This window comes from Sphingomonas sp. PP-CE-1G-424 (assembly GCF_004341085.1).
In the GTDB taxonomy this organism is placed as follows: Bacteria; Pseudomonadota; Alphaproteobacteria; order Sphingomonadales; family Sphingomonadaceae; genus Sphingomonas.
This window is the reverse complement of the sequence record NZ_SLXW01000002.1, coordinates 792,789-806,604: the sequence shown is the minus strand read 5'-3', so window position 1 is coordinate 806,604 and position 13,816 is coordinate 792,789. Positions and strand designations below refer to the sequence as shown.

Annotated in this window: 8 protein-coding genes and 1 tRNA gene; 7 read left to right on the top strand and 2 right to left on the bottom strand. The window is 69.0% G+C overall.

Going from position 1 to position 13,816, the window contains the following annotated elements:
* The first annotated feature begins 17 nt into the window (after positions 1-17).
* From C8J43_RS08800 to C8J43_RS08770, 7 genes are all read left to right on the top strand, one after another.
* Positions 18-908 (top strand): hypothetical protein, encoded by an 891-nt coding sequence (locus tag C8J43_RS08800; protein ID WP_243645479.1) that lies wholly within the window; start codon positions 18-20, stop codon positions 906-908.
* Between the two features lie 46 nt (positions 909-954).
* A tRNA-Thr gene (locus tag C8J43_RS08795) sits at positions 955-1,030 on the top strand.
* 357 nt (positions 1,031-1,387) lie between these two features.
* Positions 1,388-1,672 (top strand): hypothetical protein, encoded by a 285-nt coding sequence (locus tag C8J43_RS08790; protein ID WP_133030540.1) that lies wholly within the window; start codon positions 1,388-1,390, stop codon positions 1,670-1,672.
* Between the two features lie 140 nt (positions 1,673-1,812).
* Positions 1,813-2,700 (top strand): LysR family transcriptional regulator, encoded by an 888-nt coding sequence (locus C8J43_RS08785; RefSeq protein ID WP_243645478.1) that lies wholly within the window; start codon positions 1,813-1,815, stop codon positions 2,698-2,700.
* Between the two features lie 190 nt (positions 2,701-2,890).
* On the top strand, positions 2,891-4,012 hold the full coding sequence (locus C8J43_RS08780; protein ID WP_133030820.1) for an MFS transporter: 1,122 nt from the start codon (positions 2,891-2,893) through the stop codon (positions 4,010-4,012).
* A 116-nt stretch (positions 4,013-4,128) separates the two neighbouring features.
* Positions 4,129-4,539 (top strand): cupin domain-containing protein, encoded by a 411-nt coding sequence (locus tag C8J43_RS08775; RefSeq protein ID WP_133030538.1) that lies wholly within the window; start codon positions 4,129-4,131, stop codon positions 4,537-4,539.
* A gap of 90 nt (positions 4,540-4,629) precedes the next feature.
* Positions 4,630-5,853 carry a hypothetical protein gene (locus tag C8J43_RS08770; protein WP_133030537.1) on the top strand — a complete coding sequence of 408 codons (1,224 nt, stop codon included), beginning with the start codon at positions 4,630-4,632 and terminating at the stop codon, positions 5,851-5,853.
* Positions 5,854-5,916: 63 nt separating this feature from the next.
* Here C8J43_RS08770 and pbpC read toward each other — a convergent pair whose 3' ends face one another.
* Together pbpC and C8J43_RS08760 are read right to left on the bottom strand one after the other, a co-directional pair.
* Complete coding sequence (pbpC, locus tag C8J43_RS08765; protein ID WP_133030536.1) at positions 5,917-8,022, bottom strand: penicillin-binding protein 1C; 2,106 nt, start codon at positions 8,020-8,022, stop codon at positions 5,917-5,919.
* Positions 8,019-13,763 carry an MG2 domain-containing protein gene (locus tag C8J43_RS08760; RefSeq protein WP_133030535.1) on the bottom strand — a complete coding sequence of 1,915 codons (5,745 nt, stop codon included), beginning with the start codon at positions 13,761-13,763 and terminating at the stop codon, positions 8,019-8,021. The genes pbpC and C8J43_RS08760 overlap by 4 nt, the downstream gene beginning before the upstream one ends.
* Between the last annotated feature and the right edge of the window lie 53 nt (positions 13,764-13,816).

Here is a 13,816-nt window from a genome sequence, read left to right as displayed (position 1 = left end):
TGCCGAGCCCGCCGCCTGTGAATTCCGAACCCGGCAAGGCGACGCGGTTTACCCGGTTCACCGCGATCGACTGGTCTGGCGCGCAAGGGCATCGCCACAAGGGTATCGCGGTGGCGACCTGCGGGGTCGGCGATGCGGCGCCGGTGCTGGTGTCGTCCCCCGACTCGGCGACTTGGTCACGCGTGGACGTGCTCGACTGGCTGCTGGATCAGCGCGGTTCGGCGATGCTCATCGGGCTCGATCTCTCGCCGGCGTTCCCGTTTGTCGATCAGGGCGGCTATTTCCCCGGCTGGCAGCAAAGCCCGGGCGACGCGCGTGCGTTGTGGGATCTGGTCGAAACGCTGTCGGCGAACGACCCGCATCTTGCGGTCGACACGGTCCTGCGCGATCCCGACATCCGCCGCCATTTCCGCCAGCACCGCGATTGCGGCGATCTGTTCGCGGGCGGCGCGGGCCGGATGCGCGTCTGCGAGCTGGGCCAGCGCGCGATGGGCTTTGCGCCGACGAGCTGCTTCAACCTGGTCGGCGCGGCGCAGGTCGGCAAATCGAGCCTGACGGGGATGCGCGTGCTGCACCGGCTGGCGGGCCGCATCCCGGTATGGCCGTTCGATCCGCTGCCCGATCACGGTCCGGCGATCGTTGAAATCTACACGACGATCGCCGCGCGCGCCGCCGGGATCCGCAAGGGCCTGAGCAAGATGCGTGACGCCGCCGCGCTCGATACGGCGCTGGCAGGTCTCGGCAGCGATCCGCATACGCCGCTGCCGCGCTACGACGATCACGCCACCGACGCGATCCTGACCGCGGCGTGGCTGCGCGCGAACGCGGATCGCGCCGATCTCTGGGCGCCGGCAGCCATGACGCGCGATATCGCCCGCACCGAGGGCTGGACCTTCGGCGTTTCTTGAAGCATTGGAGCGCAACGTCGCGGACGCCTTGCCGCTGCGCACGTGGGCCGGTTTAGCTCAGTTGGTAGAGCGCCAGTTTTGTAAACTGGATGTCGCGGGTTCGATTCCTGCAACCGGCACCACTTTTCACCACCACGGGAAGTCGAAACTCTTCTTCGACGGACACGGCCCCTGTCTCGACGTCCTGAAGCCGAGCGCCAAAGCGCCCTCCCCGCCTCTTCGAACCAAGGTTTCGCCCGTCGAGGGCAATATGGTTGCACCGGAATCTTGCGCGCGTTGACATTACGGCGTGGGTCCACGATGGTATTCGCATGTACGCACCTGCGACACATAAGCGTTTTCGCGACCACGCTGGCCAACTCGCCGCACGCGGTTAGCCCGAGCTCGCGGCCAATGCCGCTCGAGTTCGGGCTTTATTCGATCTGACCTTTGGGACGCGTGCTGCGCGCCCATGATCTCGAATGTGCGGAAACCGTAAAATGGCAGACAATATCTCGAAATCCGATGACCCTTCTGCGAACGACCATAAGCCACAGGTTCGCAGCCCGTCGCCTCAGCCTTTTCTGAGAATGCGACCCAAACACTTCTTCTCGAACAAATTCGACATGGAAATCGTCGAGGACTATTCGAAAGCCGATGCGGCGGGCGGGCCGGAGGGAAAGCGGAACTGGCTCGGTAGACTTATGGAGCTGAACCTTCTGCTTTTGATCCTTTTGATCGGCGTGCCGGTGCTGGTGTATTGCATCTTGTCGTCAGCGGCCTGACTCGGAACCAGACATGCGCGCCCACGCGGCTCGGCCAGCCACAGGTCACGCCGCATACCTGGTCCCTCTGCCCCCGGTGCGTATTGTCTTCGCCGGGGGGACGCTCCACACCGTAAGTCATGCCTTCCAGCCGACCCGACATGGCCGATTTCACCTATTTTCTGGCGATCGCGCGACACCGCAGTTTCAGTCGCGCGGGGCTCGAACTCAGCGTCACCGCTTCGGGCCTGAGCCATGCGCTGAAGGGGCTGGAAGGACGGCTCGGCGTGCGTCTGCTCAACCGCACCAGCCGCAGCGTCACGCTCACCGCGGCCGGGGAGGCGTTGCGCGATGCGGTCGAAGGACCGTTCGCCGAGATCGCCTTGGCCGTGGAAGGCCTCAACCGCTTTCGCGACACGCCGGCCGGGCGGATACGCCTCAACGTCGTCGCCGACGCTGCGACCTTGCTGCTCGGGCCGGTGATGTCGGCGTTCGCCGACCGCTATCCCGACGTCGAGGTCGACATCGTCGCCAGCAACCGGATGATCGATGTGGTCGATTCCGGGTTCGACGCGGGCATCCGTCATGGCGGCACGGTGCCGGAGGACATGATCGCGCAGCGGCTGTCCGCCGACCTGCGCTGGGTGGTCGCGGCGGCGCCTTCGTATCTCGCGCGGTTCGGTACGCCGACGACCCCCGCCGATCTCGTTCGGCATCGCTGCATCGGCGTGCGGCTGGGGGACGATCGCATCTATCGTTGGGAGTTCGAGGGACCGGACGGGGAGTTCGCGGTGCCGGTCGCGAGCCGGATCACCGCCGACGATGGCCGCGCCATGCTGGCGATGGCGCTCGGCGGCGCGGGACTAGTTTATGGCATCGCGCCGATCTTTGAGCCCCATGTCGCATCCGGTGCGCTCTCGCTGGTGCTGGAGTCCTGGTCGACGACCGGCCCCGGCTACGAGTTATATTACCCGAGCCGCCGCCATGTGCCGACCGGCCTCCGGGCGTTGATCGACTTGATCAAGGAGTTGCAGCCGCTCGGGCGGTGATGCGAAACGTTGAGCGCTGCTCACAGGTCCTGGGAGCGCATCGGGGCTAATCGTCGTCGCCGAACAGGCCTATCTCGCCGGAGAAATACGCCGCCGCGTTCCGAGGAGAGCTTCGCTGACCACCGCAACCCTGATCGACGCCGAGCACGGCCACGCGTCGCAAGCGCCCGCATGGAGCGCCGTGTACGCGATGACGCTCTGCACCTTCGTGCTGGTGGCGTCCGAATTCATGCCGGTCAGCCTGCTCAGCCCCATTGCCGCCGATCTCCGGCTCACCACAGGCCAGACGGGCCAGGCGATCGCGATCTCGGGCCTGTTCGCGATGATCGCCAGCCTGACGCTCGGCCGGGTGATCAACGGCATCGATCGCCGCCTGGTGCTGCTCGGGTTGACCGCCCTGCTGATCGTGTCCGGCGCCGTGGTGGCCTGCGCGCCGACCTACGCGATGCTGATGCTCGGACGCGCGGTGCTCGGGATCGCCATCGGCGGCTTCTGGTCGATGTCCGCGGCGATCGCGATGCGGCTGGTGCCGGCGGAGGCGGTGCCCAAGGCGCTCGCCATGCTCAACGGCGGCAACGCGCTCGCCACGGTGATCGGCGCGCCGCTAGGCAGCTTTCTCGGTGGCCTGATCGGCTGGCGTGGCGCTTTCTTCTGCGTGGTGCCGATCGCGATCGCCGCGACCGCGTGGCAGGCCTTTGCGCTGCCGTCGCTACCCGCCGAACGACGCGTCGGGGGCAGCGGCATGCTGGTCCTGTTGCAGCGCAGGATGGTCCTGCTCGGGCTGGCCGGTGCGGTCCTGCTCTTCATGGGCCAGTTCGCGCTCTACACCTATCTGCGTCCTTTCCTCGAACAGGTGACGCGGGTCGGGCTGGGCACGTTGTCGACGCTGCTGCTCGTGGTCGGCGTCGCGGGGTTCGTCGGCACGACGCTGATCGGTCGCCTGATCGGCCGCCGGCTTCACCTCCTGCTCGCGGCCATCCCGGCGATCATGGCCCTCGTCGCGGTCGGCCTGGCGATCTTCGGGAGGTCGGTCGCCATCGTCGCGGTCCTGCTCGCCGTGTGGGGCTTCGTCGCCACCGCGGCACCGGTCGGATGGTGGACCTGGTTGACCCGCGCCGCCCCCGACCATCCCGAAGCCGGTGGCGGGCTGATGGTCGCGGTGGTCCAGTTCGCGATCATGTCCGGGGCGACCATCGGCGGCCTGGCGTATGATGCCGCCGGACCGAGCACGGAGTTTCTCGGCTGCGCGGCGATCCTCGGCGCGGCAGCAGCGGTCGCGCTGTTCTGCGGCACCGAACGCGCCGCCGCCTGACCGCGTCCCGCACGCCCTCGCGCCGTACGCGCACTATCTATCACGGCCGACGAACCCACCGAAGCCCGCAAACATGCGGCGATATCTCGCCTAAATCACCCACAAGGAGTCGTTCGATGCACCTCAAGCGCGCAGGATCACAGCCGTCGCAACCCGGCCCAGCCGGCTATTTCACCGGCAGCGTACGTATCGACCCGCTGAACGTGCCGCCCGCTCCCGCCCGTCATTCCTGCGCGGCGGTGACGTTCGAGCCCGGCGCGCGATCGCACTGGCACACCCATCCGCTCGGCCAGACGCTGATCGTCACCGCCGGCTGCGGCTGGACGCAGTGCGAGGGCGAAAAGGTCGTCGAAATCCGCGCCGGCGACGTGATCTGGTGTCCTCCCGGCCACAAGCACTGGCATGGTGCGACCCCGACGACGGCCATGGCTCACATCGCCGTCCAGGAGGCGCTCGACGGCAAGAACGTCGAATGGCTCGAACCCGTCACGGATGCGCAATATGCCGGCGTTCGGGACGATGCCTGAGACCGTGCCGCGCCGCTCGACCCATCCACCAGGATCGCGAAACGGCGACTAGGGTGTGGAACACCGGGGCCCGGCTTGATAGCCTCGGCAATGCCTATATCTCCTGCCCCGCGCATCGCTTCCCTGCTGGTGCTCACGACGCTCGGCGCATCGGTCATGGCCAAGGAAGACCGTCCGGTGCGGAGCGTCCGCTTCGTGGGACCGGTCGAGCGGGTTACCGCCGCCAGCCTCCCCGACTTGTCCTCTAGTCTGGCCCGGCTGGCAGCGATCGAACCGACGCATCCGCTCGGCGACGGCAGCACCGCACAGACGCTGAGCCTGTTTGGTCGGGAAGACCTGATCGCAGCGAGCAGCAATGATTATCGGGCGAAGGCATGCGCGCCGGTCGCGGCCGCAACGGACGTCCTGACCGAGATCGCGCGACGCGCGCGGAGGACCTCGATCGTCATCGTCACCGAGAGCCACGAGCGCACCGACCATCGCGGATTCAGCGCCGCGGTCGCGACCCGGTTGCGGCCGCTCGGGTACGACACGCTGGCACTGGAAACGCTGTCTGCGTCGCTGCCCGGCACGCCGGCGCGATATCTGCCGGCGTTCGTCCGGCAGCCGGCGCTGCCGTATTTCGAGGACGGCGACGGCCATTATCTCTCGGAGGCGGGATACGGGCGGCTCGGTCGACGTGCCAAGGCACTCGGCTATCATCTCCTGGCCTACGAGTTCATCGACGAACATCCGGCGGCGGACGCGACGATGGAGCAGCGGATCGCAACGCGCGAGGAAGGACAGGCGCGCAACCTCGCCGCCTACGTACACGATCATCCCGGTGCCAAGCTGCTGGTCCATGTCGGCTACTCGCACGCCGCGGAGGTGCCTCGCGCCGACGGCACCCGGTGGATGGCCGCGCGGCTCAAGGCGACGACCGGAATCGATCCGCTCACCATCTCGCAGACGACGTGTCGCGGCGGCGGCGGCGAGGTGCGGCTGTCCGCGCTGCCGAACGACGAGCCGCCCGGCACGTTCGACCTGGTCGTCGATCACCCCACCGCGCGCTTTGTCCGCGGCCGCCCCCTATGGCGGCAGCGGGCCGGCGACCTGCCCGTCAGCATCCCGCGCGGGCTGTATCCGGCAAGCGGCTGGCGCGTCGTCGAGGCCCGCCCGGTCGGCGAGCCCGCCGCCTCCGTGCCGCTGGACCGGATCGCGATCCGCGCGGGCGATGATGTCGCGCTGATGCTGCCGGCAGGACGCTATCGGTTGCGGGTGATCGACGTCGGACCGACGCGAGGATCGCACACGGCGAGCAAACGGGCCCTGTGAACGGCGAACGGCAGGCTTCGCGCTTGATCCCTGCGCGCCAGCCCGTCCGCAAATGCAGCCTGCTCAGCGGATCGTGACGATCACCTGGTCGGCGGCGCGACCGGCTGCGTCGACGAGCCGTAATCGGTGCCGGCCCGGCGGAGCGAAGAACAGCAGTTGTTGCGCGGCGGGGCCGAGGTCGCGATTGTCGAGGAACACGTGGTGCGCGCGGACGTCGCCGGTCGTCTCGATCGCGAGGCGCTGGCGGTCGGCAGGGATGTCGGGGTCGATCGCGTAGACGCTGCCCGAGGCGGGGTTGACGATCCGCGCGCGGCGGGCGGTGGCTGGCGCCGCGGCGATCAGCGACTGGCCGGTACCGCGGAGGAAATACTCGATCCGTGGCTGCTCGATCGCATCGGCAAACGCGATGCGGCGACGTTCGACGCCGGCGGGCATGGGGGGCCCGCGTTCGTCGTCGCGTCCGAGCGCGAGCATGACGTCGCGCCACACCGGCGCCGCGCCGCTGGTGCCCGAGACCGCGCGCATCGGATCGCCCTCGACGTTCCCGACCCACACGGCGACGGTGTAGCGGCGTGAGAAGCCTACGCACCAATTGTCGCGCATGCCTTTCGAGGTGCCCGTCTTCACCGCGGTCCAGAACGGCAGCCGCAGTGCCGAGTCCAGACCGAAGGTGGCGGCGCGGGCGTTGGGGTCGGCCATCATGTCGGCGACGATCCACGCGGCCGCGGGCGTCGTGACCGGACGAGCGGCAACGTGGGGAGCGTCGGCGGTGAGCCGCAGCGGGGACCAGCGCCCGCCATTCGCCAGCGACCGGTACGCATCGGCCTGTTCGAGCAGGGTCACCTCGGCCGATCCGAGCGCAAGGCTGAACCCGTAATAATCGCCGTCCTCGACGAGCCCACGATAGCCCGTATCCCAGAGCCGATCACGGAACGGCTCGACCCCGACCAGCAGCAACGTCCGCACTGCGGGCACGTTGAGCGACCCCGCCAGCGCGCTGCGCACCGACACGCGCCCCTTGAACCCGCGATCGTAGTTCTGCGGTACGTAGAGCCCCGACGCCGTGTCGAGCTGCACGGGAGAATCGTCCAGCACCGACGCCGGGGTCAGGTATCCGCGCTCGATCGCTTGCGCGTAAAGGAACGGTTTCAGCGTCGACCCGGCCTGGCGATAGGCGTCGGCGGCATCGACGGATGGCGCGGTCGAGGCACCGCCGATCCCGCCGACATAGGCGAGGACGTCACCGCTCGCATTGTCGATCACGACCGCGGCACCGTCGCGCGCGCGCGATCCACCGAGCCCGAGCAACTGGCGACGCAGCGCGGCGGCGACCGTGCGCTGGAGCGCGGCGTCGAGCGTGGTCGTGATCCGCAGGCCGGGCTTGGTCAGCAGGCGATCAGCGAGATGCGGCGCGAGCCCCGGATCGAGCGCCAGCGTCCGCACCGGGCCGAGCATCGACGCGGCCTCGCTGGCGAACCGCGCGCAGTCCCCTGTGCCACCCAGGCGACACGCCCGCGCGGCGATGCGAGGGGCGGGCGCCTGGGGATCGGGGAGCAGCGCGGTCAGCAGCAGCGCGTCGTCGCGTGCCATCGCCGCGGGGGTCTTGCCGAACAGCGACAGCGCCGCCGCACCGATCCCCTGCGCCTCGCCGCGGAACGGCGCGAGGTTGAGATACGTCTCGAGGATCTGGTCCTTGCTCCACGTCATCTCCAGCGATCGGGCCGCGCGCATCTGGCGGAGCTTGTCGCGCCAGCCGCGCGCGCCGGGCATCGCCAGTGTCGGCGACAGGAACGCGGCGACCTGCATCGAGAGCGTACTGGCACCCCTGCCCCGCTCGCCCTTCGTTCGGGCGCGGATCGAGCCGAGGATCGCCAGCCAGTCGACGCCGCCGTGGCTGCGGAAGCGGGCGTCCTCCGCCGCGACGACGGTGGTGGGCACGACCGGGGCGATCTGGTCGAGCGGTACCCACGCCAGCCGACGCGCGGCGAAATTGACGCGTGCGCTGTCGATCAGCACGCCGTGGCGATCGTAGAGCCACGCCTCCGACGGCTTCCACGCAGCGCGCACCTGCGCATAGCCCGGCAGCGGCGGCGGGAACGTCGCCCAGTCGAACCCGACCGCGGCGAGGATCAGCACCAGCAGTCCGGCAAGCGCCGCGCGCTGCCTCATCGATCCGCGACGACCATCGTCTGGTTCGGCACCGCGGCGCGAATTGCGGGCGAATACATCGCCTCGACCCGGCTAGGCGGCATCTGGAACCGGCCGGCACCGTTGAGCCGCAGCGTGTACGATACGGTGGTGGTCCCCTTGGGCAGCCAGGCGAAATAGGCGCGCCACGTATCGCGGCCGCGTTCGACATAGCTCGGCCCGCCGCCCTCACCATCTGCCGCGCCGCCCTGCTGGAGCAGTTGTGACTGGCCACCGAGATCGCCGATCACGGTCGCGCCGGCGGGCACGGGATCGCTGATCGCGACCCAGTTGCGCTCGGCGGTCGCCTCGACCGACAGCGTCACGCGGAGCACGTCGCCCGTCGTCAGCCGCCCTGGGTTGCGCGCCTGCACGACGTCGACCTTCCGCGTCAGGCGATAGCCCGCGAACAGCGGCTGCCGTAGCGGCACCGCCGCCGAGATCGACACGGTCGCCCACGGCCCTGCCCCGCCGCCTTGCGCCAACCGCAGCGGTCCGGCGGCAGCGAGCGGGAACGACACAGTCCGCGCCGGTTCCGCCAGCGGCCAGCCGCGCGCAACGCTACGCCCGGCATAGGACAGCATCGTCGTGCCCGTGACAGCCTGCGCCGGATAGACCTGCGCGAACCGCCGCGCGGCGATCGCACCCCAGGCGTTGGCGGTGGTCGTATCCCAATGCCCGCGCGACTGGCGCAATGCCGTGCCGACCATCAGCCGCGGCGCGGCGTCCTGCCAACCCGGCCGCCCGAGCACCGCCGCGGTCGCCTTGTTCGCCGCCTCGTCCGCCGACGACATCAGCCACCACGACGCGTTGGCCGAGTCCGACAGATCGAGCCGCGTGCCCTCGAACACGAGGCGCGTGCGCAACACCGCCTCGGCCTGCGCCTTGGCCTCGGTCGACGCACCAGGGATCGCCGTCAGTGCGGTGATATAGTCGGCAAGGCTCGCGGTTGGCATGTCGGCGGGCGTCATGCCGATCTGGCCGAGCATCGCTGCCGTCGCCTCGCCCTGCCGCGCCAAGGCCGCCAGCGCCGCGACCTTGGTCAGGCGGACATCGCCGTAATCCTCGTGTCGCAAGCGTCCGTCGAGCACCGCCTTCATCGCCTCGATCATCCGCGCGCGCTGGACCGGCGGCAGCGACAGGTTCGCCGCGCCCGTCATCGACAGGACATAGGCGGTCAGCGCCTCCGACCCCTGCAGGCTGTCGCCGGGAAAATACCGGAGCAGTCCGTCGGGCGCCTGATAGGTCGGGATCTCGCCGGCCAGCGTCGCCCAGCCCGCCATGTCGCCGAGCACGACGATCCGCGACAGCCGCTGTTCGAAACAGTTGAACGGATAGCGCGTCATATAGTCGCGCACCCCGACGAGCGACGGCGCCAGCGTATCGGCAAGGCGGATGTCGACGCTGCCGCGACCCGGCAGCGCGCCCATCGGCGGCGCGATCGGAATCAGCGTATTCTCACCGACCTGCGCGAGCGTCGCCGCCCAGATCTCGGTCGGCACCGCCGGGATGACGTCCTGCGTCACCGTAACCTGATCGGTCGCACGGCCGTCGTTGCTCTTCGCCCGCACCGTCCAGCGCAGCGTATCGACTCCGGACGGCGCGGTGAGGTTCCACGCCACCGGTGCCGCACCGCCGGCGGGAATGGTGACCGTCAGCGGTTTGCCTTGTGCAATCCGCGGGAAGACGTCGATGTTCGCGGTGACCGTCATCGCGCGGTCCGATCCGTTCCTGAGCGTGAACCGCGCACCGTAGAAATCGCCCGAGCGGACCAGCGGCGGCATGCCCGCATAGAGCGACAGGTCCTGCGCGGTACGGATGTCGGTGCTGCCGGTACCGAACGCCTGCGCGCCGTCGGTGGCGATCGCGACGAGCTTGAACGACGACAGCGCATCGGACAGCGGCACGGACACGCGCGCACGCCCTTGCGCATCGAGCGGGACATGGCCCTTCCACAGCAATACCGGCTGGAAATTCTCGCGGTTGAGACCCGACAGGTCGCCGCCGCCACCGCCGCCACCCGCTTCGAGCGCCTTGCGGCCATAATGCCGTTTGCCGACGACCTGCATCTGCGCGGTCGCGGTCAGGACGGACAGCGGGCGATCGCCCATCATCGCGTCGAGGATGTTCCAGCTGTCGTTCGGTGCGAGTTGCAGCAACGCCTGGTCGACCGCGGCGAACGCAACGTCGGCCTCACGCGCCGGGCTGCCATCGGGCTTCCGCACCTGGATCGCGACGTTGGCCGTGCCCCGCGGCGCGTAACGCTCGCGGTCCGCCTTGACCGCGACGGCGAGCGTATGGCCTTCCCAGCCGACCTTCACCTTGGCGATGCCCAGGCGGTAGGCGGGTTTAGCGAGATCGACCAACGCGGTCGGCTCGGCGGCGTCCTCCGGCGTATCCGACAGCCCGAGCGTCCGCGCGATGCGGTGGATCCAGCTCCAGAAGCCGCTCTCGACACGACCGCGCACGACCAGCACCGAGACATAGACGTCGGGCGCATAGGCCGCGTCCATCGGCACCTCGATCACCGGGTCCTTGCCCGACAATTCGGTGACGAAGCTCGACAACACGCCCTCGCGCTCGACGCTGACCAAAGCGGTCGCCGAGCGGAACGGCATGCGGACCTGGAACCGCGCGGTCTCGCCCGACGCATAGGTGAGCTTTTCTGGCACGACGTCCATCCGGTCGCCATTGTCGCCGCCGAACCACCAATCGTCGTTCCCCGCGAGCCACACCGACTTCACCGCGCGCGCGACGTTGCCGTCCGCGTCGGTGGTGGTGACGACCGCGTAGATCTCGCCCGAGACGCCCGGATCCGCCTTGCACTGCGCAAGCCCCTGCGCGTCGGTGGTGGCGCTGCACGAGGCCGACAGCTTGGTCGTCCGCATCCGGTTGTCATAGGCGTAGAACCCGCCGATCAACCGCCGCCGCGCGGTCAGGATCTGGCGGCTGTAGAGCGCGACCGACAGCTTCTGCCCCTTGATCGGCTTGCCGTCGGTATCCAGCGCGACGAAGCGCAGGCGCAGATCGTCCGCGCGCATCATCCAGCCATCGGTGGCGACGCCGAGCTGGACGCCCGAGGCGTAGATCGGGATCGATTTCGAGGCGGTCAGCGTCTCGCCATTGGCATCGCGGTAATCCATCTCGACCTGCATATCGGTCGTGCCGGGCAGCGTTTGCGGCATGTCGACCGTCATCCGCCGCGTGCCGTCGCTGCCGAGCGTCGCGGGCAGCATCTGCGTCGGCGGCAACGGCGTCTTCGCATCCTCGCCCTCGCCATCGAGCGGCTTGACGCCTTCGCTGATCGGTTCGCCGCCGAAGCTGAATTTGTCGTAGCCGACAGGCGTCGCACTGTGCGCGAACCAGCCGATGCGGACGTCGACCGGCAAGCCGGGGGCACCGCCGCCCGAGAGATAGCCGGCGAACAGATCGAGTTGCGCGGTGCGCGGCTTGACGAGCGCGGTCTTGGGCCCGGTCACGCTCGCGCGCATCGTCGGCAGGCGGTATTCGTCGACCTTGAACGACTGCGTGGATTCGGTGGTGGTGTCGCCGACGACGAAGACGAGGTCGTAATCCCCCATCGGCGCGCCCTTGGGGGCGGTCCAGACCGTCTCGCCGGTCCCATTCGCGCCGATCGTCACGGGCATCTCGAACTGCGTGTCCGAGCCGCGGTGCGAAAGCCGGAGCGTGCCGGTAAAGCCCGGCGCGAGGCTGAAGCCACGCGCGTCGGGGCGGCGCAGGATATGCTTCATATGGATCGTCTCGCCCTGGCGAACCAGCGCGCGATCAAACACGGTGTGGATGATGTCGGTCGCCGCCGAATAACCATAGGACAGGTCGAAATCGAACGGCCGGATGCCCTCCCCCCAGTCGGTCAGCGTGAAGCTGAAATCGTCGCCGGTACGCGCCGAGATCATCAGCGGATGCGGTGAACCCTCGCCTTTACAACTGCCATAGGTCTCGGGTTCGGGAAGACCGCGCGCCACCATCAGCCCGCCGCTCTTGTCGGTCGCGCCGCGCGCGAGCGGCTTGCCGGTGCAGCTGTCGCTGACCTGCACCACCGCATTCGCCACCGGCTTGCCGGTCGACAGCCGCGTGACCCAGGCGAGCGAGCGATCGCGCCCCCATTCGAAGTGCACGGCAAGATCGGTGACGAGCGCGGCGCTCGCGACGTAGCGCGGCACGTCGCGGCCGAGCAGCGCACGGCCGAGCGTCGGGCTGGCGAGTTCGACGACGTAGAAACCGGGCTTGCCGAGCGGCAGGCCGACGACCTCGAAGTCCTTGCCTTTGCCCGGCAGGTCGAGCTTGAAGGGATCGCCTTCACCGCCGCCCCCGCTCCCGAACAGCAGCGGCTTCTCGCCGGTATGGTTGATCTGGAGCGGCTCGGCCCCCTTGCGCTCGATCGTCTGATAGTCGGTCTTGCCCGCCTCCTCGACGCGCCGCAGCCACGCGGCGATCTCGCCGTCGGTGCCGCCCACGCGCAGCCGCTGGCCGCCGATACCCGCGGTCTGGCCTTGCAGCGAAGGCTCGACGTTGCGGACGGTGACGGGCAGCACGCCGCCCTGTTTCGCCTCGAGGATACCGAAATCGGCCGCGAACTTGACGAGCGGCGGGGCTTCGTCGAACTTCACCTCAAGCGGGAAGCGTTCGCGGTTGGCGAGGATCCGGCCGCTCTCGTCCTTGAGGTCCGCCGGAATCGACACGTTGCCGCGCGTCGCGACTGGCAAGGGCGCGGCGAACGTGACCTGCTCGATCGTCGCGCGGTTCTTTTCTTCATCGCTGAACACGGGCGCGATCGATTTGCCGTCGGCGAGCGTCACGCGGACCTGCGTCGCCGCGCTCATCGGGACCGGCGCGGAGAACCGGAGATACGCCTTCTCGACCGGGCTGCATCCCGCCGCGGTGTTGACGCGCGAGCATTCGAACCGCGCGGTGAAGGGTTTCCGAACGGTGAAGTCGAACCGCTGATCGGCGCCGGCGAGCTTGCCGCCTGCACTGGCGATGTTGCTACCCCAGACCAGCGCCATGTCGCGGCCCGGCGGCAAGGGGCGTCGGCATTTCAGCGCGGTAATGCCGGCCAGCGCGCGCTTGCGCGACGCGGCATCGGCGGGGATCGCCTTGGGCCGTCCGGCACTCTCGAGGAAATTGGTGACCGAGTAGTTGCTTCCCAACCCGGCGAGCAGCTTGCCCGGCAAATCTGGCGCGAGCACGTCGACCGCGATCTTCTCGCCGATCCCGTCGACCGCACAATAGGCGTTGGCGGCGATCGATTCACGGGTCGCAAGCATGTTCGCGGCGACCAGGAACACCTGGTCCTCCTCGATATCGCCCTCGCCGGGCAGTACCGCGCGGGCGACCGGACCGCCGGCGTCGACGGTGAAGCTCTCCGCATCGACGCCGTAGCCCGCCGCGCTCTTGAGTCCTTCGCGCGTCGCAAGCGTGCAGCGCGTTCCGCCGGGCAGGCCTTGCGCGAAGTCCCAGACATAGGTTTGCTGATCGACCCAGCGCCCTTCGCCCGACACCGCGCACTCGACCTTCAGCGGCGAGGCGGCGCGCGGATCGCCGAGCGGGACGATCGCGTCGCTGAACCGCACGGTGAAGCGCGTGATCGCGCCATCCGAGATGGCGGGCGTGGCAAGCGTGACGTGCGGCGTATCGCCCCCGAACGCGGCAACCGGCGCGACGACGATCGCTAGCGCCGCCCACAGTCTAGCAAATCGCATCCCCGCTCTCCCCGCCGGCAGAATAGGGATTCGGGAGCGCTAGTCCAGACCGT

Coding starts and splice junctions, on each gene's coding strand:
- C8J43_RS08760 (WP_133030535.1), bottom strand. CDS start 13,763: ATGCGATTTGCTAGACTGTGGGCGGCGCTAGCGATCGTCGTCGCGCCG.
- C8J43_RS08790 (WP_133030540.1), top strand. CDS start 1,388: ATGGCAGACAATATCTCGAAATCCGATGACCCTTCTGCGAACGACCAT.
- C8J43_RS08785 (WP_243645478.1), top strand. CDS start 1,813: ATGGCCGATTTCACCTATTTTCTGGCGATCGCGCGACACCGCAGTTTC.
- C8J43_RS08780 (WP_133030820.1), top strand. CDS start 2,891: ATGACGCTCTGCACCTTCGTGCTGGTGGCGTCCGAATTCATGCCGGTC.
- C8J43_RS08770 (WP_133030537.1), top strand. CDS start 4,630: ATGCCTATATCTCCTGCCCCGCGCATCGCTTCCCTGCTGGTGCTCACG.
- pbpC (WP_133030536.1), bottom strand. CDS start 8,022: ATGAGGCAGCGCGCGGCGCTTGCCGGACTGCTGGTGCTGATCCTCGCC.
- C8J43_RS08775 (WP_133030538.1), top strand. CDS start 4,129: ATGCACCTCAAGCGCGCAGGATCACAGCCGTCGCAACCCGGCCCAGCC.